This is a genomic window from Gemmatimonadota bacterium, assembly GCA_040882465.1.
GTDB lineage: Bacteria > Gemmatimonadota > Gemmatimonadetes > Longimicrobiales > Gaopeijiaceae > JBBEBG01.
Genome location: JBBEBG010000027.1, coordinates 53,880 through 79,274, shown reverse-complemented (window position 1 = coordinate 79,274; position 25,395 = coordinate 53,880). Strand labels below are relative to the sequence as shown.

Here is a 25,395-nt window from a genome sequence, read left to right as displayed (position 1 = left end):
GTTCGGACTGTGGCGGCGCGGATTAAGGACAACGATGTCAGAATCGAGTGGGGGCGGAAGAGAGCTGCGAGGTATGGGTTTCCCGTCCTTCGTGGACTCCCAGGGGATTCCGGTTCCGAGCGGAGGGATTCTGCGAGACAGCGGGGGGGCGGGGCTGATCGGGTTCATCAGCAGTTCGCTCGTGTACATGCTCATTAACCTGACTCTGGATCGCTCCGTCTTCTTTACGGCGACCGTTCTGGGCGACGACCTCGTCGGTTCCCGCATCTCGCAAGCCTTTCCACTGGGCGCCCCGCTCGCATATTACGCCTTTCATCTCGTCGTTATGCTGGGCATCGGGTCGCTCATGGCGTGGGCGGTCCATGCCCGCGCCCGACTGCGCCTCTGGGCCCTCGCCTTCGTGGGAGCGATTCCCGCTTTGGTCGTGAGCGAGGGCCTACTTCTCATCCTCGCGCATCCCGTGTCGTCGATTCATCCCTGGTGGTCCGTGGTCACGGCGAATCTCGTCGCCGGGCTCGCCATGGCGAGCCACCTGCTCTACCGTCTCCTTCTCCAAGATCTTGCCGAGTTCGCCCAGCGAATGTCATAGCGGCATGCCCGGGTCGGACTGGCCGGCGTGCGAAGGTGCATCCTGCACCGCCTGCGCGAGAACTCTCGCAAGCACGAACAGGAGGAGGACGACGCCCGCGCCGACGCCCGCGCGGGCCGCCCTGGGTCCGTGACTCAGCAGCGCGAAGTGCCACCACGTTTCCCCCGAAAAGCCAAGTCGCTCCTGGAGTTGTAGCCCCACGAAGAAATTCAAGAAAATGACCGCTCCCAGAGCGAAGGCCCAACCCGCATCCATGGGCTCCCGGAGGAGAGAAGCTTCACGGGGAAACGCTTTTCCTGCGGCCAATAGCACCAGCAAGGCCAAGCACAAAAGGGTTGCGGTGAAGAGGTCGAACGACCGCAAGAGCGCGAGGACGATTCCCGCTCCGAAGAGGGAGCGAACCATTATATACGCGCGGTGGATTCTGCGCTGGAGCCCCCAGGCCAGGATGAGCAAACCCGCACCTGCGACGCTACCCAGGAAATGCGATAACTCGAGCACGGAAAGAGGCAGAAGGCCCGATATCCACGCGAGGCGCACCTCGTCGACGGGGATCGCGCCTCCGGTTAGGAGGACCATCCCGGCCACCAAGGTGACCCCCGCCACAATGGTATGGGCCACCGTCGAAGCGCGTGCCAAGAGATCTCCCCGGGGAAGGTCGCTCGTGCGTGATTCCAGGATTCCCCGAGCCGCCAAGAGGGCGCCCGCCATGACCAATGGAATGAGATAGTAGATCACCCGGTAGGCGAAGAGGGCGGCCAGCACGGGTGGGGCGGTCTCGCCCTCGGGAATCGCCAGGAGAACCACCGCCTCGAACACACCGATTCCACCCGGTACCGGAACGCTTAGGGTGACGGTCTGCGCGAGAAAAAAGGCCGAAAGAAGTCCAAGGTAGGAGACCGGGGCCACGCCCCGAATCAACACGTAAAGCGCCGCCGAAGAGAGGAGCCAGTCCGTGAGCGAGACCGCAAACTGCCGTCGCACGACCGCTCCGGACGGCAGCGGAATGGTCCAGCGGAGCATGCGAATCGGCCCCCGAGCCAGATGGGTCATCAAGAAATACGTCGTGGGGGCGAGGAGAATCGCGGCTCCCGCAAGGGTGCTCGGCCAGCGGTTCCGAATCAGCAGGACCAGGCCGGCCAACGTACTGATCCCGGTAAGCCAGGTCACCATGTTGAATACCGCCATTCCCGCCGCCTCTGCCCCGGTCACTCCGAGGGGGCGAAACAGTCGGTATCTCAATCCGCCCGCGGTGACCACCGAGGCGGGGGCGGAGTTGCTGACCGCGATGCTCACGAAAGAGGGAATTGCCGTGCGGCGGAGCGGAATATCATGGCTGGTGCGCAGGAGGGCCACGCGGTCGTACCCGACCAGCGCGAGGTATCCCGCCAAGGTCAGGAGAAGGGACAAGGCCATCGCACCGATGGGAATCTCCCGGAGCGCTCCCAGGATCCGGGCATAGGGATATTCTCCCACCACACGATCCACCATCCAGATCGCGAGCCCGAACAGGGAAAGGTTCAGGATCGGAATCACCTGCAGCCGCCACCGGCTCCACCGCCCCGCCCATTTCTGGACCTTCACGCGGTAGGCTTTCGATAGAACCAGCGCTTCGCGGCTTCGGTCGCCACTGCGTATCCCAACACGAGGAGGAGGAGGGAGGCCAGCAAGGGCGTCGGCAGGGGCACGAAATCGAAATAACGTCCCACCGCGAGCACCGGGAGGACGACGCCCACGATTGCGATCCCGAGCGAAGCGCCGACGAGTCCGAGAGAGGGGCGGCTCGTCCAAAACGGTCCGTGGGTTCGAGCCACGAAGAGGATGACGAGTTCAGTCAGGAGTGAGAGCACAAACCACCCCGTGCGAAACAGCTCCGGACCCGCCCTGAAGACGAAGAGGAGCACCCCGAAAGCAAGAAAATCGAAGAAGGTGCTCACCAGCCCGAACACCACCATGAAGTGCTGGATCGGTCCAATTTCCCAGCGTCTCGGGACCTCGACCCATGTCGCATCGACTTTGTCGGAGGCCAGGGCAATGGCCGGAATATCCGAGAGGAAGTTGTTCAGCAGGATCTGTCGGGCGAGGAGGGGAAGAAAGGGAAGGAACAGAGATGCCGCCGCCATGCTCACCATATTCCCGAAGTTCGCGCTGGTGGTGATGTGCACGTATTTCAGCGTGTTCGCGAAGGTACGCCTTCCTTCCAGGATCCCTTTCCTCAGGACCTCGAGGTCACGCCGAAGAAGGACGAGGTCGGCGGATTCACGGGCGACGTCAGCAGCGCCGTCCACCGAAATCCCGACGTCTGCGGAGTGGAGGGCTGGCGCATCGTTAATTCCGTCGCCGAGGTAGCCGACGACGTGGCCGGTCCTGCGAAGGGCAAGGATGATTCGCTCCTTCTGGTTCGGATCCACCTCCGCGAAGACGGTCGCTTGCGCGGCGTTCCGCCAGAGTGCCTCATCGCGCATCTCAAGCAGCTCGGAGCCGGTGACCAGGGCGTCCGGATCCAGCCCCACCTGCCCGGCTACATGCCGCGCCACGAAGCGGTTGTCGCCCGTGATGATCTTCACTTCGACCCCCATACCACGAAGCTCGCGCAGCACATCTTCCACCCCGGCCTTCGGTCGGTCCTCGAAGAGGAGAAAACCCTCGAACGTCATCTCCACTTCCGATTCCCGCCCGTAGCGCGGTTGCCGAGGGAGGCGCCGAGTGGCCACGCCGAGGGTTCGGAGGCCCTCTGCGGACCAGGCCTCCACACGACTCTCCAGCCTACGCCGCATTTCCGGCGTGATCGGGACTTCGGTGCCCGCGCTTCGGGCTCCCACACAGACCTCGAGAAGCTCCCGGACGGCACCCTTCGCGAGGAGGCGGGCGGACGAGCCCTCCGTCACCACGACGGTCATCCGTCTTCGCACGAAGTCATAAGGGACCTCGTCCACCTTGGATGGAAGCGCCGACGCGCCGCCCGAGGCCATGACGGCTTCATCGAGCGGGTTCTGCATCCCGGTCTGCAGGTGGGCGTTCGCGAGTGCGATTCGATGCACCTCGGGGGAGCTCTCGCCCTCCGGGTCCACCGCGCCCGTGAGCCGTAAGGTGCCCTCGGTGAGGGTTCCCGTCTTGTCAGCACAGAGGACGTTCATGCTCCCGAAGTTTTCGATCGCGTTCAGCCGCCGGACGATGACCCCGTCAGCGGCCATGGCGCGCGCGCCGCGGGCGAGGTTCACGGAGATGATTCCCGGGAGGAGCTCGGGAGAGATGCCGACGGCGAGGGCCACGGAAAAGAGGAGCGCATCCACGGCCGGGCGTTCCAGCAGGAGATTCCCCGCGAACACGATCACCACGAGGACCACGATCACACGCGTCAGCAGGTAACCGAAGCGTCGAATGCCCAATTCGAACTCCGTCCGCTCCGGGCGGAGGGCAAGACGATCCGCGATCGCTCCGTAAGCTGTGTCTCTTGCCGTGGCTGTGACGACCGCTCGCCCAGTACCGCTTCGGACCGACGTGCCCATGAACACCATGTTCGTGCGTTCGCGAGGGGCGGCGGAGGCCTTCATCTCACCGGGCTCCTTCACGACCGGAAACGACTCCCCGGTCAGGACGGCCTGATTGAGGTATAGGTCCCGGGCTTCGACCAACACGCCGTCCGCCGGAACGAGCACACCGGCCGAGAGGAGGACGATGTCGCCCGTGACGATGTCTTCCGCCGGAATCTCCTCCGTACTCCCCTCCCGAAGCACCCGAGCGCGGAGGACGACCCGAGAGCGCAGGGCCTCGACCGCGTTCCCCGCTCTGAACTCTTGGACCGCGGTGAGGAGGGCGCTTCCCAGAAGGACCAGGAGAATGATTGTTGCGTTCGTGGGTTCGCCGGCGCCAGCCGCTATGCCCGCCGCAACCACGAGAATGAGAACGAGGGGATTGGAGAACTGTCGGAGGAAGATTCGTACAACGCCATCCCTCTTGGAGGGCTTCAGGGCGTTGGGGCCGTGGAGTGCCAGCCTCGTGAGAGCCTCCTCCGCCGACAGGCCCTCCGCGGCAGTGCCGAGGTCCGCGTAAAGGTCCTGAAGCGACCGCGCCCACGGGGTTGGCGGCACGTGCTTGAAGCTCAGTGCGTCATCATCCAGACGAGGATGTTGATACCGACCGCATAAGCGTCGGGAGAAAAGAACTGGAAGAAGTTGGGGTCCTCGGCCTCGCGTTCCCACCCGTCCGCAATGTCGGTGTTGTGGGTCATGAGGACGAGGATGCGCCCGGTGTCGTCCATGATCGCACGAATGTGCGGGGTCGCGCTCTCCGCGCCCCGCTCCGAGGTCCCGCCCCCGCTGTTCCTCCAGTGCCGGATGGACGGGATCTGCGGAAGCTTCGGGACGATATAGACGATCTCGAAGAGGGGGTGGTTCAGCGGAAGGTCCACGATCCGATATTCGGGAAGAACCCGCCCGATCTCCCGGGCCCAGTGGTTCCAGGCCGCCTCACCCCAGAAGTCGTCCACCCAGAAGAAGCCGCCCTTCAGAAGGTAGTCGCGGAGGGCGCTCGACTCGGCATCGTCGAGGCCCATCGTCCCCGCGTCGGAGGTGAAGAGAAAGGGGCACTGGTAGAGATCGGGGTCGGTGGCGGTCACGACCGCGAACCCGGGTTCGCCATGAGTCCAGCGGCTCGGCGTGATCGGGGTGAGCTCGGCGAGTCGGGTCGAGAGATTCCGCTCCGCGTCCGGGAAGTCGGTGTCCCGCCCGGTTCCACTCGGCTCGCTGCGCACCGAATAATACGCGAGCCGGCAGAAGGTGAACCCGCCCGGCTGGTCGGGAAGACCGTCCCCCAGACGCACGTTCGTTGCCCCGAAGCGGAAGAATTGGGCCGAGGCGGCCTCGGGGAGAGCGAGAGCCGTCAACGCTGGCGCAGCGGCGAAGAGGATCGGGAAAAGAAGCCACCTGCGTGGGCCCATGCGGAAGAGGGTACGGCGAGGGACCCGATGGAGCAACCGGGCTGGAGGTCTCGGAGGCCCAGAGGTTCCGGCCAGCGAGGTGGCGCCCATCCTGCGGCGCGGAAGTGGCCCTCGGCGCTCTAACCCGCGCTTTTCGCCCGATAGGTCGTGACCACGGTGGCCTCGAAGCGGACAACTCGACCGCCGCGAGGGACGACGTGGTCTGCCGCATGCTCCACCGAAAGAATCCGAGAGAAGGGGACGGCCATCCAACGTTCGATCAGGCGCTCCAACTGCCTTGATCCATGCGGGGGATCGGCCAGGACCAGGTCGTAGCCGCCCGGTCGCACCCCTTCGCAAAAGATCAACGCATCCCGCTTGAAAATCCGGGTCCGCCCGCGGGCTCGTAGGCTCGTGACGTTGGCCTTGAGGGAATGGGGTGCGGAAGGGTTGTTCTCGACGAAGTCGCAGCTCGCGGCTCCCCGAGAGAGCGCCTCCAACCCGAGGGCCCCGGAGCCTGCATAGAGTTCGAGGACCCGAGCCCCTGAGAGATCGGCTAAAAGAAAGTCCATCCATCGGTCCCTCACCTCCTCGGCCGTCGGACGGACGCGCCCCGATGGGGAAACCAGATCCCTTCCGGCCCACTCCCCGCCGAGGATCCTCATGGATCGAGCCCATGGCTCCGAACCACCACGGTCCCCGCGATCCTGTCGTGGATCGCCTTTGGGCCGGGTCCCCATGAATCTGGACGAAGCCGAAGCGCCCGGTCGCGAAGCCGGCCCCGAGGCAGAACCGATCAGCCGACTGAGTGCGCGGGCGGGCGGGAGGACGTACGGAGTTGCTTCGAGCGCGCCCAGGGCGACCGGGAAACGTCGAGGCGTTCGGCTGAGCAACGACGCGGAAGGGACCAGGCCGCGGCCGCACCTTTCTACCTTGGTTCGAGGAGCGAGACGAGACCCTTCAGCAAGTCCGCCGGCGTCGGGGGGCAACCCGGGATGTGGAGATCCACGGGGATCACCTGGCCAACCCCGCCGACCACGGCGTACGACGGCGCGAAGATCCCGCCGTCGAGCGCACAAGCGCCGGCACTTACGACCCACTTTGGTTCCGGAGTCGCCTCGTAGGTTCGCGCGAGCGCCTCGGCCATGTTCTTCGTCACTGGTCCGGTGACCAAGAGAACGTCGGCGTGGCGGGGAGAGGCGACAAAACGGAGTCCGAACCGCTCCAGATCGTAGAAGGCATTGTGGAGCGCGTGGATCTCGAGCTCACAGCCGTTGCACGATCCCGCGTCGACCTGGCGGATGGCCAGGCCTCGCCCGAGCCGGCGCCGCGCTACCGCGTCAAGCCGCGCGGACAGCTCAGCGAGCTCTTCCGCACTGATCGCTGGCGCAACCTCCGTGAAGGGGGGGCGAACGAGACCCTGGAACAACAGCTTCCGCATGGGCATGTCTAGACGTCGTGTCCCGAGTATGAGCAGTTGAACGACTTGTTACACAGCGGAAAGTCGGCGACGATGTTTCCCTCGACGGCCGCTTCCAGGAGCGGCCACTGGAACCAGGAAGGGTCGCGGAGGTGGCAGCGGAGGAGCTTTCCCTCCCCGTCCATCCGCACCCAGGCCAGGACGTCCCCGCGGAATCCCTCGGCGATGGCCATTCCCTCGCCGGCCCGGATCGGGAGCTCGCGGCGAATCGGACCCTCCGGCAGGTCGGCCAGCGCGGAGAGCAGTGCGAGGGACTGCTCGACCTCACGGATCCGGATCCAGACGCGCGCGTTGACATCACCCTCTTCGAGAACCGGCACCTCGAACTCCAAAACATCGAAGGGCGGATACCGAAGCGCCCGCCTTGCGTCGAAGGCGCGGCCCGAGGCACGCCCGACGAACCCGCTGGCCCCGAAAGCGCCTGCCAGCGCCGGTTTCAGGATCCCGGTGCCAACCGTGCGATCCTGGAGCGAGGCGGTACCGTCGTATAGCTCGACGAGCGGCTGAAAATCGCGTCGGAGAAGTCGGAGGAGGGAGCGGAGCTGCGATGCGTCATCGGCGGAAAGGTCAACCGCGACCCCGCCGGGCACGATCGCGTCCATCATCAGCCGGTGCCCGAATGCCCCCTGCGCGAATCGAAGGACCCTTTCCCGGAGCACGCCGCAGTGCGCGTGCATGAGCCCAAAGGAGGCGTCGTTGCAGATCGCGCCGATGTCTCCGATGTGGTTGGCAATACGTTCGACCTCGGCCATCACCGCTCGGAGCCGAGCGGCCCGAGGGGGCGCCTCGATTTCCAGGGCTGCTTCGACGGCCCGAGCGAACGCGAGCGCATAGGCAACCGTCGAATCCCCCGATACACGTCCGGCGAGCCGAGCCGCGGTCGCGAGGTCGGCACCCTCCATCAGGCCCTCGATGCCCTTGTGCGTGTAACCGAGCCTTTCCTCTAGCCGGACAACCGCTTCGCCGTTCGCGGTGAAACGGAAATGCCCCGGCTCGATGATTCCAGCGTGGACCGGTCCCACGGGGATCTGGTGGAGGCTTTCGCCCTCGGCCGGGAGGAAGGCATAAGTCGGCGGAGCGCCTACGTTCGCGCTCTTTTCGCCGAGCGGGTGGCGGAGGCCCCAGCGGCCGTGGTCGAGCCAGGGGCGCTCGTCGGGGAGGCCGACCGGCACGAGGCTGGTGAGGTCGCGGAGCGCCCGCTCCGGGCGGATCGCCGCCGCGTGCTTCCTCCCTACGGAAGGATAACGACCCGTCGGGCAGGGGAGGCTCAGGACCGCGATCTCGGTGGTGCTCTCGACGAGGACGGCCATGTGAACCGTCGGCCCATCGCCCCAAAGTCCCAGAAGGGTGAGGTCGCCCGCGACCATGCTCGCGATCGCGGCCTCCCAGCCGTCCGCGGTCACCACCACGCGCGGCCATGGACGGTGCGCCCCCACCCGTCGGGCTTCCGCGACGATCGTGTGCAGGTCCATGCCGTTCCCTATCCCAGAAGACCCGCGACATGCTGGAACCAGACCACCAGCGTCGGCGGAAGGTAGACGCCGGCCACCAGCACGAGCGCGAGGTGGACGTAGATCGGCACGTACGACGCTTCGTCCGGCGCGGACTCACCGAACGGCTCCCCGAAGGCCAGTCCGGTGAGCCGGAGAAAGAGGGCGCCAAATCCGACGAGGAGTCCCGACACGAGAGGAACCGCCAAAAGCGGCTGGCGGGCGAAGGTGGACGAGACGACGAGGAACTCGCTCATGAAGATTCCGAGGGGGGGCATCCCCGCGATGGCCACGACACCGAGCACCAACGCCCATCCGAGAGCCGGATGGCTCACGGTGAGCCCGCGGATGTCGGCGATCTTCTGCGTTCCCTTCACCTGCGCGATGTGGCCCACGACGAAAAAAATCGCGGACTTCGTGAGCGAGTGCATCACCATGTGGAGGAGGCCGGCGAAGTTGGCCAGCGGTCCTCCCATCCCGAAGGCGAAGGCGATGATCCCCATATGCTCGATCGAGGAATAGGCGAAGAGTCGCTTGATGTCCCGTCTGCGATAGAGCATGAAGCCGGCGAAGACCAGCGACACGAGTCCAAGCGTCACCAACAGAGGACCCGGCGAGAGCGCCTCCGGCGCTCCGGCCAGCAGGATCTTGAATCGCAGAATGGCGTGAAGGGCGACGTTCAGAAGGAGCCCCGACAGGACCGCCGAGATCGGGGTGGGCCCCTCGGCGTGCGCGTCGGGGAGCCATGCGTGCAGGGGTGCCAGCCCGACCTTGGTTCCATATCCGAGAAGCAGAAACACGAAGGCGACATCGAGGAGCCCCGGGTCCAGCTCTCCCGCTCGTTCGACGAGGATGGTCCAGACCATCGCGTTCAGGCCTTCGCCCACGACGGGCTGGGCCGCGAGGTAAACCAGGACGGTCCCGAACAGGGCCAGTCCGATCCCGACGCTCCCGAGAATGAAGTACTTCCATGCCGCCTCCAGGGCCTCGTGGGTGCGGTAGATCCCGACCATCAGCACCGTGGTGAGCGTCGCCAGCTCGATCGCCACCCACATCACGCCGATGTTGTTCGCGAGTAGCGCGAGGTTCATCCCGAACATCAGGAGCTGGTACGTCGCGTGGTAGAACCGCAGGTAGGCCGGCGTCAGACGGCCCGTGGCGAGCTCGTGGGCTATGTAGCTCGCGCTGAAGATGCTCGTCGTGAAGGCGACGAAGGTGGTCAGCACCAGGAAGACGATGTTGAGGTCGTCTACGATGAGATAGGGTCCGGGGAGCGGTCGCTCGGTGAAGAAGAGCGAGAGGGCGGCGACCAGCGTCGCGAAGGTCGCGATCACGTTGAGGCGGGCGGTCACCCGATATCCGGGAAGCGCGGCCAGGACGGCGGCCGCGATCAGGGGGATCAGAAGGGTGGCGACCTCGCCGCCGATGGGGAGGCCGGTCATTCCCGCTCTCCTCTGAACCGGTCCAGGGCATGCACGTCCACCGTGTCGAAGCGCTCACGGATGCGGAAGAGGAAGATCCCGATCACGATGAACGCGATCAGAACGGAAAAGGCGACGCTGATCTCGACCACGAGGGGCATTCCCATCGCGCCCGTCGCGGCCAGGACCAGGCCATTCTCGAGCGACATGAACCCGATGACCTGCGTGACCGCGTTTCGCCGCGTTACCATCAGAAGGAGGCCGAGGAGCACGACGGACAGCGCGAAGGCCAGATCCTCCCGGGCCAGGGCATCTGCCCCCGGAGTGACCTTCAGGATCACGACCATGGACAGGGCAACGAGCCCCATGCCCGCGAGCATGGTGAGTCCGACGCCACCCACGGTCTCGATCTCACGATGAATGCCGAGACGTACGACGATCCGGCGCAGTGCCGTCGGGACGATGAACGCCTTGAAGACGAGCGCGATCCCCGCGGTCACCAGGAGATGCGGGGCCGACTGCATGTAGGCCTGCCAGGTGACCGAGAGCGCGAGTAAGACGGCATGGAGCCTGAAGACGTCGAGCAAGGCGTACATGCGGTCCTGATAGAGCATCAGAAAGCTCAGCAGAACCATGCCCGCGGCGAGGAAGTGTGCGACGTCGAATTGGAGGTCTGTCGTCATCTACAGACTCCGAGCGAGGAAGAGGAGGAGCGTCGCCAGCAGCCCCAGCATGAGTCCGGCTCCCAGGAAGTCGGGCACGCGGAAGACCCTCATCTTCGCGACCGTCGTCTCGAGCATGGCAAGGAGGAAGCCGCCGAGGACCAACTTGGCGAAGTACGCACCCGCCCCCACCGACATCGCGGCGAAGCCGGTGCTGGCCGGAGCCAGCCCCCAAGGAAAGAACACGCTTCCGATGAGGGACACGTAAAGGAGGAGCTTGAGCCAGGCGGCGAGCTCGAGAACCGCCAGATGCCGTCCGGAATACTCGAGGACCATCGCCTCATGGACCATCGTGAGCTCCAGGTGCGTGGCCGGATTGTCCACGGGAATCCGCGAGTTCTCCGCGATCGCCACCATGATCAGCGCAGCGAGGCCCAGGCCGAGCGAGGGCCGGAGTCCGATCCCCTCCGAGGCGAGGACGGAGGTGATCGTCGAGAACTGCGTGGATCCGGCGATCAGGGCCAGGGTGAAGACGACCATCAGCATCGCTGGCTCGGCGAGCGAGCCGATCATCACCTCGCGGCTCGAGCCGATCCCGCCGAACGACGTACCGACGTCCATTCCGGCGAGTGCCAGAAAGAAGCGCGCACTTCCCAGGAGGGCGATGATGACGAGCAGGTCGGCTGCCCCGGAGAAGAGAAGGGCAGTCGCAAAGGTGGGCACAAGCGACGCCGCGACCCATGTCACGGCGAGAATGAGGTAGGGCGTGGTCCGGAAGAGCCAGGAGGCATTCTCCGCGAGCACGACCTCCTTGCGCAGCATCCTCAGGAGGTCGCGATAGGGCTGAAATAGCGGTGGGCCTTGGCGTCGGAAAAGCCGGGCCTTCGCTTTTCGAACGAGTCCTGTGAGGCCGGGCGCAAGGATCAGCACCAGAAGGATCTGAATCGCCTGGACGGCGAGCGAGGCGATCATGGCCAGAGTGCCACCAGCACGAGCAACGTGACGAGCGCGACCAGTACGAGGCCGAGGTAACGGCGGATCGTCAGGAACTGGAATGGGTTCAGGCGATCCGCGACGCGACCGACCGCCTCCGCAAGCGGCACGTAAAGCCGGTCCCAAATCAGATCCGTCAGACGGACCTCGAGGCGTGCCGGGCCGGTGTCTCCGGGCTGAGGCATGTGCACGTGCTCCCGAGCGCGGAAGAACACGGTGCCGTAAACCCTTCGAATCGGTTGGGCGAAGCTGCCGGCCGTGTACTGCGTGGCCGGGCTCGCATCGGGAAAGCCGCAGTCCCAGGCCGGGGCTCGGCGATGTGCCCGCGAGGCGAGCCGATGGATCACAAGGGCGCTGAACATCGTGGCGGCCACGATGAAGAGGAAGACGAAGAGGCCGTTGTACGAGCTCCGGCTCTCCGCGACAGGAATGATGGAGAGCCAGGGAAGCGCACTCTGCGCCGGCATCCGCGTTCCCGTGCCGATCTGGGCCGCCGGACCGATGGCGTCGATCACGAATCCCGGTAGAACGCCAGCCACGAGGCAGAGGAACGTCAGCGCGAACATGGCGGCGAGCGAGAAGCGGTCGGTCTCCCGCGCCGCCGCCGCCGCGAGGCTCCTCGGTCGGCCCAGAAAGCTCACGCCGAACGCCTTGACGAAGCACGCCGCGGCGAGCGCCGCGGACAGAGCCAGCAGCGCCCCGACCGCGGGGACGAGGATCTTCAGGTCCCACTGCGGCGAGTCCGGGCTCAACAGGATGGCCTGGAATGTCAGCCACTCGGAGACGAAGCCGTTTAGGGGTGGGAGGCCCGAGATCGCGACGGCGGCGACGAGGAAGGTGAAGCTCGTCGCGGGCATGCGGTGGATCAGGCCGCCGAGCTTCTCCATGTCGCGATGCCCCGTCGCGGTGAGCACGGCGCCAGAGCCGAAAAAGAGGAGGCTCTTGAAGAGGGAGTGGTTGAGAACATGGAAGAGCGCGGCCGTGAAGGCGAGCGCGGCCGCCCCATCCATGCCGTTGGCGCGAAAGGCGAGCGCCAGCCCGAGCCCGATGAAGATGATCCCGATGTTTTCGACCGTGTGGTAGGCGAGCAGGCGCTTCAAGTCATGCTGCATGAGTGCATAGAGTACCCCCATGACCGCGGTGATCCCGCCCAGCACGAGAACGAGCGTTCCCCACCACCACTCCGTGGGCTCGAGGAGGTCGAAGAGGATCCGTATGACCGCGTAGACAGCCACCTTGGTCATGACCCCGCTCATCAGCGCCGAGACGTGGCTCGGAGCGGCGGGATGTGCCAGGGGGAGCCAGACGTGGAGGGGGACGATCCCCGCCTTCGATCCCGCCCCGAGCAGAGCGAGGGCGAGGACGGCGGAGGCGACCTGTGTCGGAAGCCTTCCTTCTCGGATCGCGTCGAAGCTGTATGCGCCTTCCGGTCCCGCCATCAGGCCGAAGGCGAGGAGCAAAGCCAGCGTCCCCGCACTCGCCATGACGATGTAGATGTATCCGGCCCGGGCATTGTCCGCCTCGCGGTGGTGAGCCATGACCAAGGCCCAGGACGCGAGCGACATGAACTCCCAGCTCAGGAGGAAGGTAAAGGCGTCGTCCGCGACAACCACGAGGTTCATCCCGGCCAGGAAGGCCGGAAAGAAGGGGAGGACTCGTTCGGGCGCGGGTTCGTGGCGGCCGTAACCGAGCGCGTAGAGGCTCGAGACGAACCCTCCGAGGTTTACGACGACGAGGAAGAAGCTCGAGAGGCCATCGAGCCGGAAGTGCGAGCCCACCCAGGGGACCCCGAGGGGGAGCGTCATCATTGAGGGATCGCTGCCGCCGAGCAGGCTTGCCAGCGCAAAGAATAGCCCGACTGCGGAGACCGTCGCGGTCAGGCCGTAAGCCAACCGCGTCGCGGCACTCGTTCGGGCAATGACAGCGGCTAGCACCGCCGTGGCCAGAAACGCGCCCACCCACCAGAGCACCGCAGTGACGGGAATCGCGCTCACTTCATCATGCCACGGGTTTCGGCGATGCCGGGGGAGTGCCCGCGCTCGGCGCCCTGAGCCGCACGCCGCGCCCACCTTCTCCGCTCGCCGCGCCGTCGGCGATCAGCTCGGCTCCCGCGGTCTCGAGGGCCGCGACGACCTTCATGAGCGAATCGACATTGCCGCGAACGATGCCGTCGCTGGCTTCCATCCGCTGAATGGTGGGAACCGAAAGGCTGGAAAGCTCCGCGAGCCGGCGTTGATCGAGGCCCAGAAGAGCCCTTGCGGCCCTCAGTTGCGCTGCGGTGAGCACGGTCGAACCGGAGATCCAGTGTAAAACATCAGTTATCTACTTCATGATATGTAAACGCTGGTATGAATATGGGATATTGTTGTTTCAGTCAAGGGACTCCGCGGCTGGCAATCACCCTGCGATCGCCGGGCCGATTCACCCCGGCGAAAGGAGTGAGAATGGCCGCCGTTCGCCGTCTTTCCGCCCCGGTGGCCACCCAGTAGCTTCGGCCCCGTGACCGAGCCCAGCCGCCACCGCCTCTCCTTCCGCGACACCCCCCTCTGGAAGACGCTTGGGCCCGGCGTCGTCATGGCTGGTGCGGCGGTGGGGGTCTCTCACCTGGTGCAGGCGACCCGGGCCGGCGCCGATTACGGTTACCTCCTCCTCTGGGCGGTCCTCCTCGCCTGCCTTTCGAAGTATCCCTTCCTCGAGTTCGCCCCCCGCTACGCCGCCGCGACCGGGGAGTCGCTCGTCACCGGGTACCGGCGCCTCGGGCCTTGGGCGCTCTGGACTTATGTGGCGATCACCGTCGGCACGATGTTCGCCGTGCTCGCCTCGGTGACGCTCGTCACGGCCGGGATCGCGGGGCAGCTCCTCGGGACGTACCTCACCTCTTTTCAATGGTCGCTCGCCGTCCTCGGCCTCTGCGGCTTTCTGATTCTCTCGGGGCGATATCCGGCGCTCGACTCGACGATGAAGGCGATCATGGCGGTTCTCGGGGTCCTCACCGTCCTCGCGGTCGCGCTCGCCTTCACGCGGCCCGGGACGCCGGACCCTTTGTACATCCCCCCGGCGATCTGGAACGGGGCGGGCCTAGCCTTCGTGATCGCCCTCATGGGGTGGATGCCCATTCCCCTCGACGTGGGGGTCTGGCATTCGCTCTGGACGCTGGAGAGGCGCAACCAGACCGGGCACGTGCCGACCGTCCGCCACGCCGTGACCGACTTCAACCTGGGGTATGGGGCGGCCAGCATCATGGCGGTCCTCTTCCTCGCGCTGGGGGCGACGCTCATGTACGGCTCGGGCGACCCGACGCCCGTGGGAAGCGTCGCCTTCGCGGAACGCCTCATCTCCCTCTACCGCACCTCCCTGGGCGCGTGGAGCGTGCCGATCATCGGGACGGCGGCCCTCGTGACCATGTTCAGCACGACTCTGGCCGTGAGCGACGGAATCCCCCGCGTCTTTCAGGCGCTCTACCGCGAGCTCTTCGCGGTGCCTCCGGGGGCGAGGGTATCGCGCGCGCCGGAAGTGGTCTCGATGGCGGCGCTCTTCGCCGGCGCGATCCTAATCCTGTCGGTCATGTCCGAGCGCCTCACCGGGCTCGTGGATCTCGCCACGACGCTTTCCTTCCTCACGACGCCGATCCTCGCCGTATTCAATCTTCGCTTGCTCACCGGGCCCCACACGCCCGAGGCGGCGCGGCCGAAAGGGGGCCTCCTCCTCCTCGCCCGGGCGTCCGCCGCATTTCTCGTGGGATTCGCGCTCCTCTTCCTGTATTGGCGCTTCTTCCTTTGAGCTGAGACGGGCTCAATTCGCCATGGCATCGCCCGCTGGGCGGGCGAATTTTGTGGACAGGGGCGGAGCCCGGACCTTACCGTGGCTCATCTCGCTCGCCCGAGCCGGGTCCGCCGTCCGTCCATTTCCAGCGGGCGACCCGCTCCGTTCTCGGCGATCCAGCACCCACGAGGGGAGGAGTAGCCATGATGCCACGAAACAAGTCCATGCTCGTCGGCGCCCTGATCACTCTGACTGGCGGGCTCTGGGTCGGCCAGTTCTTGCTTCGGAGCCAGGCGGATGCCCAGGCCATCACCGCACCGCTCTTCCAGGTGGATCCCTTCTGGCCTAAGCCACTCCCGAACGCCTGGGTCCTCGGCTCGACGATCGGAGTCTGGGTGGACGATCAGGATCAGGTCTGGATCGTCCATCGCCCGGAGACGCTCGACGACAACGAGCACTCCCTCGACATCGAGCCCGTCACCTCCCAGCTCTGCTGCCGGGTCGCTCCTCCGGTCATCGCCTTCGACCGGGATGGGAACGTGGTACAGGGTTGGGGCTACGCCGCCGGCTTCGAGGGGGAGGGCTTCACCTGGCCGGAGTCCAACCACGGAATCTTCGTGGACCACCAGGGTTACGTCTGGATCGGAGGCAATGGGGGGGGTGACGCGCACGTCCTCAAGTTTACGCAGTCCGGTCAGTTCATCGCCCAGTATGGGGTTCACGGAGCGCGGATCGGCCCGGACAGCGCGGCGGTTCGGAACTCCCTCGATTCCACGAGCTTCGGACGGGTGGCGAAGATCTTCGTGGACGCGGAATCGAACGAAGCCTTCCTCGCCGACGGCTACTTCAACCGGCGTGTCGCGGTCCTCGACGCCAGCACGGGCGCGATGAAGCGCTTCTGGGGCGCGTACGGAAACGTGCCGGACGACAACCCCGACCTCTTCACCGGTGTGGAACGAGGCGCGACCCAGCAGTTCCGGGGCCCAGTGCACTGCGCGGACGTCTCGACCGACCGACTCGTGTACGTCTGCGACCGCCAGAACAACCGGCTCCAGGTTTTCACGATGGACGGGGAATTCGTTCAAGAGCACTTCTACAATCCCGAAACGCTCGGGGAAGGGTCGACCTGGGACGTGGCATTCTCGCGCGATCCGGAGCAGCGCTATCTCTTCCTCGCCGATGGCCGGAATCAACGTGTGCACGTGATTGTCCGCGAGACGCTGGAAGAGCTGACGACCTTCGGCCGGGGGGGGCGGTATCCGGGCCATTTCTATTCGCTCCACAGCATCGCGACGGACTCGAACGGCAACATTTACACGACCGAGACGTATCAAGGACGTAGGATTCAGAAGTTCACCTACATGGGCGAGGGCACCGTTCCGGCCGCGGATCAGGGCCCGACCTACCCGCAATAGTCCTGCTGGCGCGGAGGCGGCCCCGACGGACCGGTTAACGTTCGTCGGGGCTGCTCCCTCGAATCGGCAGGGAGAAATGCGGACACGCAGGTTCGAGGGAGGAAAAATGACGGGGATTCGATTACTGCCGGTGTTGCTCGTTGCGATCGCGCCACTCGCGCTGGGGGCTCAGACGCCGCCCGCCGCGGCGGATCACGATCATGGGACCCACGATCAGGCGGCACCCCACGACGCCGCCGCGCCACAGGATCACGCGGAGACCCACGATCACGCGGCCGGGCACGATCATGCCGCCATGCACGGGGAGCCGGAGGCGGCGCTTTCCGAGCTAGCGCGAGAACAGATCGCGGCCGTCGAGGCCTCGGTCGCCCCCTTCGCGCAGCCGGCCACCGCGCGGGATTCGGGATTTCGCCCGGCGCTCGGGATGATTCCCACGATGGGAACGCACTGGGTGAATGCGGTGCGGATGCTCTCGGGGACGGGCTCCGACCCCGCTCGGCCCGAGCATCTGATGTTTTCTCCCGTGGCGGGGGAGGAGAAGCTCGTTGGCGTCGCCTTCGCCTACCAGGCGCGCCCCGGCCAGGAAACGCCGGACCTCTTCGACGGAGCGCTGGACGCCTGGCACACCCACCCGGAGCTCTCTCCGCCGGGGATGGAGCTCACGATGCTCCACGTCTGGTTCGTCCCCTCCCCGGATGGGCCCTTCGCCGGCCACAATCCGTGGCTCGCGTATTGGGCGGTAGGGCTCGAGCCGCCCGCCGCCGCGCGCCTCGCCGGCGAAGCGGATTCCTACCGCATCCGGGCCCTGGGCCTCGCGCTCGCCGAAACGGTGGAAGAAGGACGGGACGGCGGCCTGCTCTCCTCGTTGCTCCGGACCGGACGACTCCCGGCCCTCGAGCCGCGCCGCGATCGAATCCGGGAGCTCATTCCGGTCCTCGAGGCGGCGCAGGTGGCGGGCGATCCGGTTGCTTGGAACGCGGCCGCGGACGCCGCGGTCGCCGAGTGGGAGGCGATCCGGGCCGCGACTCTCGAAGCGATTCGTTTTCCCCAGGTCCGGGACCGGCTCGCGGCCTTTTACGGGGAGATGCTGACGGGCGGGCACGGAGAGCACGCGCACTGAGGCGGCGCGCCCGGGCTCGTCCGGAGTCGGGGAGCCTGGCTTCCCCGGCTCAGGCGGGTGTTTCGATCGCCCCTTCCGGGACCCTCTCCTCACTATCGGGATCCACCACTTCGACCTCCCGCACCTCCCCGTCCACCAGGTGGAAGCGGCGCTGGAGCGAAATCGTGGGACAACAGGGGGGATCGTCCAGGGAGTAGTCGAGGAGGTAGACGACGATCTCTCCGGCTTCGTATCGAATTCCCTCCACGCGGAACGGGCCTCCCAGGAGGCGCGAGCCCAGGTGTTGCATTTCCTCTCCCTCTCGTCGTAGCGCGACTACCAGCTCGATCTCCGAGAGGGCTCCTTCCCGGTTCGTGTAGAGAAACCCGGCCGTCACCTCCCCCCGCTCCGAGTCCAACGATCCGGTCAGGTGAAGCCCGTCGAGGACGACCTCGATTCCTTCGTCGGGAAAGCCGACCCTCCCGTCCCGTAGCGCCACCGCGCGCCCGTCGAGGGCCGCGACGGTCAGGTCGAGGTTTCGAAAGGCTTCCGCGGCCGAAGTCTCCCCGCCCCCGCACCCCCCGAAGACGAGGGCGACAGCCCCAATGATCATTGTGCGCAGAGGAGCGCCCGGAGCGGATCGAGAGTGGATCATGCCGTTTGATATCGAAATTCGGCCGGTGCGCGCAAGTGGGGGGGGAAGCGGATTCCGTCGGGGATGTCCTCGGCCCGGAGGACCCACATTGACCGGCCCGCGCTCCTCCGTCCTATTCCCGTCATGACCGAACCAGCTCCCCAGGAGAAGACGATTCCGGTGGTGGCCGCGGTGATTCGGGAGGGGGAGCGTTACCTCGTGGGTCGCCGCCCTCCGGAGAAGCGGCACGGGGGGATGTGGGAGTTTCCGGGAGGAAAGCTCCTCGCCGGTGAGTCCCTCCTCGACGCGGCGCGGAGAGAGCTCGGGGAGGAGCTGGGGCTGGAAGTCACAGGGCTTGGCCGGGAACTCTTCCGCACCCGCGACCCCGGATCTCCCTTCGAGATCCGCTTCGTCGAGGTGAGCGTCCGCGGGGCCCCTCGCGCGACGGAGCACACGGAGCTCGGCTGGTTCACCGCCGGAGAGCTCGCGGCGATCCCTCTCGCCCCCGCCGATGCCCGTTTCGTTCGCGAAGGGACCGCCGGGGATAACTAGGCGACCTCGGGTCAGATGATCAACCGGAGGAGCTCCATGGAGAGGAAGGCCCCGAGAAGGATCGCGACCCAAAGCAGCATGCTTCGGGTCGGCCAGCTTCGGGCGAGGGCACCGTGTGGGCCATGGGTCCGGAAGAGCCCCTCGATGACTTTCGTCACCCGTTTCTCTACCTGGCGCTCAGAGCGGGCCCACGCACCTCCGGTCCGGACTCCGAATTCTCGAGCGACAATCGTCCCGAAGCGCCGATAGAACCAATCGAAGTCCAGGCTGATCGTCCGCGTTCGCTTCATGAGCGGGAGGAGGAGGAAGAAGGCAAGCCCGGAGAAGAGGAGGAGCTGAAACTGCTGTACGAGATGGAGCGCCGTATAGGGCTCGTACTCCGTCGCGTAGGGGAGGAGCCGGTACAGGGGCTGATACACGACGCCCAGGGCGATGCAGGCGAAGGCGAAGAGTCCCATCGCGAGCCGCATGGAAAGGGGCGGCTCGGCCGGCCGGAGCCCGGAGTCCTTCTGGAAGAAGACGAACCAGGGGAACTTGATGCCGGCATGGAGGAAGACCCCCGCCGATGCCGCCGTCAGAATGAGCCACGGGACGAGGAGCGCCGCGTCCGCCGCCGACTGGTTCGTCATGGACTTCGACACGAACCCCGAAGTGAAGGGGAAGGACGAAATCGCCAGGGCGCCGATGATTCCCGCGGTCGCGGTGAAGGGCATCGTGCGGAAGAGGCCGCCGAGATCCGTGCACTTCCTCTTGCCGGTCATCACCAGGACACTCCCCGCCGACATCAGGAGGAGCGCCTTGTAAATGATGTGGGTGAAAGCATGTGCCGCCGCCCCGTTCAGCGCCATCTCGGACCCGATCCCCACCGCCGTCACCATGAATCCGACCTGGTTCACGATGCTGTACGCGAGAATGCGACGCATGTCGTTCTCGAGTAGGGCGTAGAAGATTCCGTACAGGGACATGTAGAGGCCGATCGGGATCAGGATTCCCGCTCCGGGAAATCCGACCATGAGCGCAAAGACCGCCGTCTTGGTCGTGAATGCCGAGAGGAAGACCATTCCGGTCGCGGAGGCTTCGGGATAGGCGTCGGCGATCCACGCTCCGAGCGGAGGGGCGCCGGCGTTGACGAGGAAGCCCGCCAGGATCATCCAGTGCGCCAGGCTGTCCGGCTGCATGGCGGTGAAGGCGACCGATCCGGTGTCGATGATGTGGCCGATCACCCCGAACATCAGGAGGACCCCACCCATCAGGTGAATGGAGAGGTACCTCATGCTCGCCCCGTAAGCTCCCGGTTGATCGGAGGACCAGATCACCACGGTAGACCCGACGGCCATCAGCTCCCAGAAGACGAACATCGTCAGGAGGTCACCGGCGAAGGTGACGCCGATGGCGCTCCCGGCGTAGGCGAAGGCGGCCGCCAGCTCCACCACGGGGGCGCGACGGAGGGCGAAGAGTCCCCCCGCGAAGGCCATGATCGAGAAGACGGTCGCGAAGAGGCGGCCGAGCGTCGTCGAGTGAACCAGGGCGAGCTCGTACCCCAGGAAGGGCACGGCCAGTGAGGTTCCGTCGGGGACCGTCCACACCGCGCCGAGGGTGAGGAGGGGAAAGACCAGGACGGCCGCCTCGCGGAGTCTTCCCTGCAGGAGGGGGAGGAGGAGCCCCCCGCCGAGGAGGATCAGTCCGGGGGGAAAGCTAATCGCCATAATACCGGTCCGTCCGCTTGAGGAAGATCCCCAGGACCTTGGAGAGGATCACCATGAAAACGCAGGCGACGAACCCGAAGGCGGCCGAAAACCCGGGGAGGCCGTCGAACCCGAAGTAGGGGTGGTGCTCGAGAAAGAAGTCCGGGATCACCGTCAGGAACAGGACGATGGCCATCGCGATCCATAACTTCCGGATCGTGCTCGGCCGGACCAGCCAATGGGTCGAATCCGGTTCGACGCGCGGGACCTCGACTTCGCGGTCCGGATGGGCTTCATCGTGTTTCGAGGCTCGTGTCATGGGGTGAGTCCCACAATCTGTCGGGCCAGCGTCGTCGCGACGTCCGGGAAGAAGAAGAGGAGCACGGTCAGGCTCGCCGTCGCGGTGAGCGCGACGACGATGGGCCAGGGCGCTTCACCGTGCCCATGACCGTGCCCGTCGTGGTCCGACGCCTCCTTCCGGAAGAAGGCGGCATGAACGATCGGTCCGAAATAGGCGGCGTTGAGCAGCGTCGAGACCACGAGGATCGAGAGCGCGAGGAGATCTCCGCTCTCGAAGGCGCCGCCCAACATGTACCACTTCGAGATGAATCCTCCCGTCGGCGGGAGCCCGACCATCGAAAGGGCTCCGATCGCGAAGGCTCCCATCGTGAAGGGCATGCGCCGGCCGATCCCGTCGAGCTGCGAGATCTCCGTTTTGTGGGCCGCCGTGTAGATCGAGCCCGCCGCGAAGAAGAGGGTGATCTTCCCGAAGGCGTGCGCCACAATGTGTAGCGCCGCGCCCGCCGTCGAGATCTGTGTCATGATGGCGGCAGCGAGAATCACGTAGGAGAGCTGCGCGATCGTCGAGTACGCGAGCATCCGCTTCAGGTTGCCCCTGGCCCGCAGGATCCGGAAGGCCACGATCGAGGCTACGATCACCGTGAATCCGGAGGCGTATATGAGCCAGTGGGTAGAGGACTCGGCACGCAGGAAATCGAGCCCGAAGATGTAGACCAGCACCTTCACGACACTGAAGACTCCGGCCTTCACCACTGCGACGGCGTGGAGGAGCGCGCTGACCGGTGTGGGCGCCACCATCGCGGCGGGAAGCCACCGGTGCATCGGCATCAGGGCGGCCTTCCCGATCCCGAACATGAAGAGCGCAAGGAGGACGCCTACGAGTGGTCCGCTGACGCTACCGGCAAGAATCCCCCCCGCGGCGAAGTCCACCGTCCCGGAGATCGCCCAGGTCCAGATGATCGCCGGAAGGAGAAACCCGATCGAGGTCGTGAGCAGGATTCCGAGGTAAACCCGGCCCGCCCGCACGGCGTCTTCCGATCCCTTGTGGGTCACCAGCGGATAGGTCGAGACGGTCAGGACCTCGTAGAAGACGAAGAGGGTCAGAAGGTTTCCGGAGAAGGCGATCCCCATCACGGCAGCGAGCGCCACCCCGAAGCAGACGTAAAAGCGCGTCTGGTTCTTCTCCTGGTTTCCCCTCATGTAACCGATCGAATAGAGGGAGTTGATCGGCCAGAGGATCGCCCCGACGCAGGCGAAGATCATCCCGAGCGGCTCGACCGCGAGGCGGACGGCGATGTCCGGAAACATCTCGACGAGGGTGACCTCGGGCCGGGCGCCCCCGAGGACCGCCGGGAGGAGGCTCAGCACCGTGACGAGAAGTGCGCCGCTCGTCAGGAGGGTGATTCCCTCCCGCAGGTTCGGGGAGCGGCCCGTCAGCGCGATCAGGAGCGCCCCGACCGTGGGAAGCGCGAGCGTGAGGAGGACGAGGCGCTCCGCGGTCACGGCCCGCCTCCGAGGACGGCGGAGGCCGCCGCGGACGCCGCCGATGTCGTGAGACTGGCGTCGATCCCGAAGTAGAGATTCGCGAGCGCGAGAATCCAGGTGGGGACGAGGAGGAGGAGAGGCGCCTCGACTCGTTCCGTGGCCGTCCCGTCAGCGGGGGCCCGGAAATAAGCCACCTCGACGATCCGCCAGATGTAGATGACCGCCAGGAGGGATCCGAAGAGGACCACGGCCGCGACGGGCCACCACCCCCGCTCGATTGCCCCGAGGACGAGGTACCACTTCGAGATGAAGCCGGCGGTGAGGGGGACTCCGATGATGCTGAGCCCGCCAATCAGGAAGGCCCCCATCGTCAGCGGCATCCGGCGCCCGACGCCGGCCAGATCCTCGATCCGCGACGATTCCAAACGGTAGACCATGCACCCGACCGCCATGAAGAGGGCGCCCTTCATGATGGCGTGGTTGAACATGTGAAGCGTGGCCGCAGTGAGCCCGGTGACGGAGCCGAAGCTGATCCCGAGAATCATGTATCCGATCTGCGCGACCGACGAATAGGCCAGCATTCGCTTCAGGTCGGGCTGGAAGATCGCGACGAGCGACATCGAGACGATCCCGATCAGCGCCAGCGGGAGGATGACCGCATCCAGCCGCATCAGGTCGAAGGAGAACGATTCGCCGAAGACTGTAAAGAAGACGCGGAGCAGCATGTAGACCGCGACCTTCGTGTACGTCGCGGCAATGAAGGGGGTCGCGGCCGAGGGCGCGTAGGTGTAAGCGTTCGGAAGCCAGAGGTGGAGCGGGAAAAGAGCGAGCTTCAGGCAGATCCCGACCGCGAGAAATGCGAATCCCACGATGACCGGGCGCTGATCGGCCACATCCGGGAGGCGGCCCGCGAGGTCGGCCATGTTGAGCGTGCCCGTCATCACGTACAGATAGCCGATCCCGATGACGATGAAGGTCGCGCCTACGCTCCCCACGATGAGGTATCGAAAGGCGGCGGAGAGCGCCCTCCGGTCCGACCCCATCGAGATCAGCGCATAGGCCGCCAGCGAGGAGATCTCGAGGAAGACGAAGACATTGAAGAGGTCTCCGGTGATCGCGATTCCAAGCAGGCCGGCCAGGGCCAGGAGCCAGGCCGCGTAAAAGAAGGGAATGCGCGGCGCCGCGATTTCCTGCTCGACGCTCCGGAGCGCGAACGGCGTCACCACGACCGCAATCAGGGAGACGAGGAAGAGGACGAACGCGTTCAGCGCATCAATCCTGTACTCGATCCCCCACGGGGGCTCCCATCCCCCGAGGTTGTAGCTGATCGGCCCGTCCGCGAGGACTTGCCGAAGGAGCTGGGCCGAGATCAGGAAGGAAGCGATGCTCGCCGCCATCGCGACGGTCCAGGAGAGCCGGGGGCGCCAGGCGAGAAGTGCGAACCCCGCGGCCATCAGGGGAATGACGACCTGAAGTGCGGGCAAATGCATGCCCATCACGACTCGAGGTCCATGAGGGTGATCTCATCGTCCTCGATCGTACCGTAGGCCTCCCGGATGCGAACGATGATCGCGAGGGCCATGGACATCGTGGCGACCCCGACGACGATGGCCGTGAGCATGAGAACGTGCGGCAGAGGGTTCGAATAGACGACCTCCCCGACGCTCTCCGCGGCTTGCGAGGCGACTTCGGCGACCGCTTCTCCTGCCCCTGCGAGTTCCTCCGCGGCGCCGTGCTCCTCCATCCCGATCAGAATCGGGGCGGTTCCTCCGATGATCTTCCCGGCCGAGACGTAGAAGATGATCACCGAGGTTTGGAAGATGTTCAGCCCGACCACCTTCTTCACCAGGTTGTTCTGGGAAATCAGGACATAAAAGCCGACCATCATCAGGACGATGACGATGACGTAGTTGAAATGCCCCAGAGTGATCATGCGCGGCGCCGCCCCCTCCCTGCGAAGGCGTAAAAGAGCCCCACCATCACCCCGAAGACGGTGATCAGCACCCCCAACTCGACCCACAAGATGCCTCGGTGCTGTCCGTGGATCGGATCGTGCGCGAGGACGTTGTAGTTCAGGAATTCACCGCCCAGGAGGAGTCCGGCGACGCCGGTGCCGGCGTAAATGAGGACCCCCATGGCCGAGCACCCCACCACCGCCCAGATCGGGAGGACCCGCTGGGCCTCCTTCAGTCCGAAGATGAGGGCGTAGAGGATGATGGCTCCGGCGAGAATCACGCCCGCCTGAAATCCGCCTCCGGGACCGAAATCGCCATGGAAGTGGACGTAGAGTCCGAAGATCATGATCTGGGGGATCAGGATCTTGGTCGCGATGCGGGGGATCGGCTGCTTCTGCACCTACGGCTTTCTCCCCCGAGAGGAGGCCGCGGCGCCGGAGCCGGCCACGAGGAGGGCGAAGACTCCGACCATGGCGGCAAAGACGACCGTCGTCTCGCCCATCGTGTCGTAGCCGCGGTAGCTGGCCAGCACCGCGGAGACCGTGTTGGCGACGGCGACCTCCTCGGCGGAATCGATGAGATACCGCGGCGCCACATGGTGATGGATTGGATTCTCCGCGCTCCCCCATTCGGGAAGGCCGAAGCTTCCGTACACGAGTGCCGCGCCGGTTCCCACGACGATCAGGAGCGGGATCACCTGGATCGTTGGCGTGTCCCTGCGCGTCCTTCCCACCAGCGAGAGGGTGCCAAGGGCGAGGATCGTCGAAACCCCGGCCCCGACCGCCGCCTCGGTAAAGGCCACATCCTGGGCGTCGAGGACCACGAAGAGTCCCGCCGACAGGAGGCTGTAGATCCCCATCAGCATGACCACGGCGAAGAGGTTCCGAAGCGTCAGGATCCCGAGCGCCGTGACCGCGAGAAGCGCCAGGAGGCCGTAGTCGATCAAGGATTCCAT

The 25,395-nt window shown here is 65.8% G+C and carries 24 protein-coding genes; 5 read left to right on the top strand and 19 right to left on the bottom strand.

Annotated features, from left to right (window positions below; translation table 11 throughout):
* Nucleotides 1-34 precede the first annotated feature (34 nt).
* Nucleotides 35-589, top strand: coding sequence for a hypothetical protein (locus WEG36_10095; GenBank protein ID MEX1257958.1), 555 nt, complete (start codon nucleotides 35-37; stop codon nucleotides 587-589).
* On the opposite strand, the gene WEG36_10090 is transcribed toward WEG36_10095, so the two are convergent.
* The 11 genes from WEG36_10090 to WEG36_10040 form a co-directional block, all read right to left on the bottom strand.
* A complete protein-coding gene (locus WEG36_10090; GenBank protein ID MEX1257957.1) occupies nucleotides 584-2,173 on the bottom strand; it encodes a lysylphosphatidylglycerol synthase domain-containing protein in 1,590 nt (529 codons plus the stop codon). The genes WEG36_10095 and WEG36_10090 overlap by 6 nt on opposite strands.
* The gene (gene mgtA, locus WEG36_10085; protein ID MEX1257956.1) at nucleotides 2,170-4,680 is read right to left on the bottom strand and encodes a magnesium-translocating P-type ATPase; all 2,511 of its coding nucleotides are present in this window, start codon (nucleotides 4,678-4,680) and stop codon (nucleotides 2,170-2,172) included. The genes WEG36_10090 and mgtA overlap by 4 nt, the downstream gene beginning before the upstream one ends.
* 11 nt (nucleotides 4,681-4,691) lie before the next feature.
* Entirely contained in the window at nucleotides 4,692-5,564 is an 873-nt protein-coding gene (locus WEG36_10080; GenBank protein ID MEX1257955.1) for a DUF4159 domain-containing protein, read from the bottom strand.
* Between the two features lie 83 nt (nucleotides 5,565-5,647).
* Nucleotides 5,648-6,172, bottom strand: coding sequence for an RsmD family RNA methyltransferase (locus WEG36_10075; protein MEX1257954.1), 525 nt, complete (start codon nucleotides 6,170-6,172; stop codon nucleotides 5,648-5,650).
* Nucleotides 6,173-6,435: 263 nt separating this feature from the next.
* Complete coding sequence (locus tag WEG36_10070) at nucleotides 6,436-6,948, bottom strand: NADH-quinone oxidoreductase subunit B family protein (protein MEX1257953.1); 513 nt, start codon at nucleotides 6,946-6,948, stop codon at nucleotides 6,436-6,438.
* 8 nt (nucleotides 6,949-6,956) lie between these two features.
* A complete protein-coding gene (locus WEG36_10065; GenBank protein MEX1257952.1) occupies nucleotides 6,957-8,459 on the bottom strand; it encodes a nickel-dependent hydrogenase large subunit in 1,503 nt (500 codons plus the stop codon).
* An 8-nt stretch (nucleotides 8,460-8,467) separates the two neighbouring features.
* A complete protein-coding gene (locus tag WEG36_10060; protein MEX1257951.1) occupies nucleotides 8,468-9,919 on the bottom strand; it encodes a hydrogenase 4 subunit F in 1,452 nt (483 codons plus the stop codon).
* Complete coding sequence (locus tag WEG36_10055; GenBank protein ID MEX1257950.1) at nucleotides 9,916-10,581, bottom strand: hydrogenase-4 component E; 666 nt, start codon at nucleotides 10,579-10,581, stop codon at nucleotides 9,916-9,918. The genes WEG36_10060 and WEG36_10055 overlap by 4 nt, the downstream gene beginning before the upstream one ends.
* Nucleotides 10,582-11,538: an NADH-quinone oxidoreductase subunit H gene (locus WEG36_10050; protein MEX1257949.1), complete on the bottom strand. Its 957-nt coding sequence runs from the start codon at nucleotides 11,536-11,538 to the stop codon at nucleotides 10,582-10,584.
* Nucleotides 11,529-13,547, bottom strand: a complete 2,019-nt coding sequence (hyfB, locus tag WEG36_10045; GenBank protein ID MEX1257948.1) for a hydrogenase 4 subunit B — start codon at nucleotides 13,545-13,547, stop codon at nucleotides 11,529-11,531. The genes WEG36_10050 and hyfB overlap by 10 nt, the downstream gene beginning before the upstream one ends.
* 4 nt (nucleotides 13,548-13,551) lie before the next feature.
* Nucleotides 13,552-13,839 (bottom strand): helix-turn-helix domain-containing protein, encoded by a 288-nt coding sequence (locus WEG36_10040; protein ID MEX1257947.1) that lies wholly within the window; start codon nucleotides 13,837-13,839, stop codon nucleotides 13,552-13,554.
* A 213-nt stretch (nucleotides 13,840-14,052) separates the two neighbouring features.
* On the opposite strand from WEG36_10040, the gene WEG36_10035 reads away from it, so the two are divergent.
* From WEG36_10035 to WEG36_10025, 3 genes are all read left to right on the top strand, one after another.
* Entirely contained in the window at nucleotides 14,053-15,333 is a 1,281-nt protein-coding gene (locus WEG36_10035; protein ID MEX1257946.1) for an Nramp family divalent metal transporter, read from the top strand.
* A 185-nt stretch (nucleotides 15,334-15,518) separates the two neighbouring features.
* Nucleotides 15,519-16,730, top strand: coding sequence for a hypothetical protein (locus WEG36_10030; protein ID MEX1257945.1), 1,212 nt, complete (start codon nucleotides 15,519-15,521; stop codon nucleotides 16,728-16,730).
* 106 nt (nucleotides 16,731-16,836) lie between these two features.
* Nucleotides 16,837-17,850: a hypothetical protein gene (locus WEG36_10025; protein MEX1257944.1), complete on the top strand. Its 1,014-nt coding sequence runs from the start codon at nucleotides 16,837-16,839 to the stop codon at nucleotides 17,848-17,850.
* A 49-nt stretch (nucleotides 17,851-17,899) separates the two neighbouring features.
* On the opposite strand, the gene WEG36_10020 is transcribed toward WEG36_10025, so the two are convergent.
* Nucleotides 17,900-18,442 (bottom strand): hypothetical protein, encoded by a 543-nt coding sequence (locus WEG36_10020; GenBank protein ID MEX1257943.1) that lies wholly within the window; start codon nucleotides 18,440-18,442, stop codon nucleotides 17,900-17,902.
* 105 nt (nucleotides 18,443-18,547) lie between these two features.
* On the opposite strand from WEG36_10020, the gene WEG36_10015 reads away from it, so the two are divergent.
* Nucleotides 18,548-19,015, top strand: a complete 468-nt coding sequence (locus tag WEG36_10015) for an NUDIX domain-containing protein (GenBank protein ID MEX1257942.1) — start codon at nucleotides 18,548-18,550, stop codon at nucleotides 19,013-19,015.
* Nucleotides 19,016-19,026: 11 nt separating this feature from the next.
* Here WEG36_10015 and WEG36_10010 read toward each other — a convergent pair whose 3' ends face one another.
* The 7 genes from WEG36_10010 to WEG36_09980 are packed head-to-tail and all read right to left on the bottom strand — an operon-like array spanning nucleotide 19,027 to nucleotide 25,395.
* A complete protein-coding gene (locus WEG36_10010) occupies nucleotides 19,027-20,721 on the bottom strand; it encodes a Na(+)/H(+) antiporter subunit D (GenBank protein ID MEX1257941.1) in 1,695 nt (564 codons plus the stop codon).
* A complete protein-coding gene (locus WEG36_10005; protein MEX1257940.1) occupies nucleotides 20,711-21,019 on the bottom strand; it encodes a hypothetical protein in 309 nt (102 codons plus the stop codon). The genes WEG36_10010 and WEG36_10005 overlap by 11 nt, the downstream gene beginning before the upstream one ends.
* Entirely contained in the window at nucleotides 21,016-22,503 is a 1,488-nt protein-coding gene (locus tag WEG36_10000) for a monovalent cation/H+ antiporter subunit D family protein (GenBank protein ID MEX1257939.1), read from the bottom strand. The genes WEG36_10005 and WEG36_10000 overlap by 4 nt, the downstream gene beginning before the upstream one ends.
* Nucleotides 22,500-23,981, bottom strand: coding sequence for a monovalent cation/H+ antiporter subunit D family protein (locus WEG36_09995; protein MEX1257938.1), 1,482 nt, complete (start codon nucleotides 23,979-23,981; stop codon nucleotides 22,500-22,502). The genes WEG36_10000 and WEG36_09995 overlap by 4 nt, the downstream gene beginning before the upstream one ends.
* Complete coding sequence (locus WEG36_09990; protein MEX1257937.1) at nucleotides 23,981-24,418, bottom strand: cation:proton antiporter subunit C; 438 nt, start codon at nucleotides 24,416-24,418, stop codon at nucleotides 23,981-23,983. Before WEG36_09990 ends, WEG36_09995 begins: the two co-directional genes overlap by 1 nt.
* Nucleotides 24,415-24,840 carry a Na(+)/H(+) antiporter subunit B gene (locus WEG36_09985; protein ID MEX1257936.1) on the bottom strand — a complete coding sequence of 142 codons (426 nt, stop codon included), beginning with the start codon at nucleotides 24,838-24,840 and terminating at the stop codon, nucleotides 24,415-24,417. The genes WEG36_09990 and WEG36_09985 overlap by 4 nt, the downstream gene beginning before the upstream one ends.
* Nucleotides 24,841-25,395, bottom strand: a complete 555-nt coding sequence (locus WEG36_09980; protein ID MEX1257935.1) for a DUF4040 domain-containing protein — start codon at nucleotides 25,393-25,395, stop codon at nucleotides 24,841-24,843.

What these genes read in the sequence shown, in the direction of transcription:
- WEG36_10030 (MEX1257945.1), top strand. Translation starts at nt 15,519, where the DNA reads ATGATGCCACGAAACAAGTCCATGCTCGTCGGCGCCCTGATCACTCTG.
- WEG36_10025 (MEX1257944.1), top strand. Translation starts at nt 16,837, where the DNA reads ATGACGGGGATTCGATTACTGCCGGTGTTGCTCGTTGCGATCGCGCCA.
- WEG36_10005 (MEX1257940.1), bottom strand. Translation starts at nt 21,019, where the DNA reads ATGACACGAGCCTCGAAACACGATGAAGCCCATCCGGACCGCGAAGTC.
- WEG36_10055 (MEX1257950.1), bottom strand. Translation starts at nt 10,581, where the DNA reads ATGACGACAGACCTCCAATTCGACGTCGCACACTTCCTCGCCGCGGGC.
- WEG36_10015 (MEX1257942.1), top strand. Translation starts at nt 18,548, where the DNA reads ATGTCCTCGGCCCGGAGGACCCACATTGACCGGCCCGCGCTCCTCCGT.
- WEG36_10060 (MEX1257951.1), bottom strand. Translation starts at nt 9,919, where the DNA reads ATGACCGGCCTCCCCATCGGCGGCGAGGTCGCCACCCTTCTGATCCCC.
- WEG36_09980 (MEX1257935.1), bottom strand. Translation starts at nt 25,395, where the DNA reads ATGGAATCCTTGATCGACTACGGCCTCCTGGCGCTTCTCGCGGTCACG.
- WEG36_10020 (MEX1257943.1), bottom strand. Translation starts at nt 18,442, where the DNA reads ATGATCATTGGGGCTGTCGCCCTCGTCTTCGGGGGGTGCGGGGGCGGG.
- WEG36_10065 (MEX1257952.1), bottom strand. Translation starts at nt 8,459, where the DNA reads ATGGACCTGCACACGATCGTCGCGGAAGCCCGACGGGTGGGGGCGCAC.
- WEG36_10070 (MEX1257953.1), bottom strand. Translation starts at nt 6,948, where the DNA reads ATGCGGAAGCTGTTGTTCCAGGGTCTCGTTCGCCCCCCCTTCACGGAG.
- WEG36_09990 (MEX1257937.1), bottom strand. Translation starts at nt 24,418, where the DNA reads ATGATCACTCTGGGGCATTTCAACTACGTCATCGTCATCGTCCTGATG.
- WEG36_09995 (MEX1257938.1), bottom strand. Translation starts at nt 23,981, where the DNA reads ATGGGCATGCATTTGCCCGCACTTCAGGTCGTCATTCCCCTGATGGCC.
- WEG36_10075 (MEX1257954.1), bottom strand. Translation starts at nt 6,172, where the DNA reads ATGAGGATCCTCGGCGGGGAGTGGGCCGGAAGGGATCTGGTTTCCCCA.
- WEG36_10010 (MEX1257941.1), bottom strand. Translation starts at nt 20,721, where the DNA reads ATGGCGATTAGCTTTCCCCCCGGACTGATCCTCCTCGGCGGGGGGCTC.
- WEG36_10095 (MEX1257958.1), top strand. Translation starts at nt 35, where the DNA reads ATGTCAGAATCGAGTGGGGGCGGAAGAGAGCTGCGAGGTATGGGTTTC.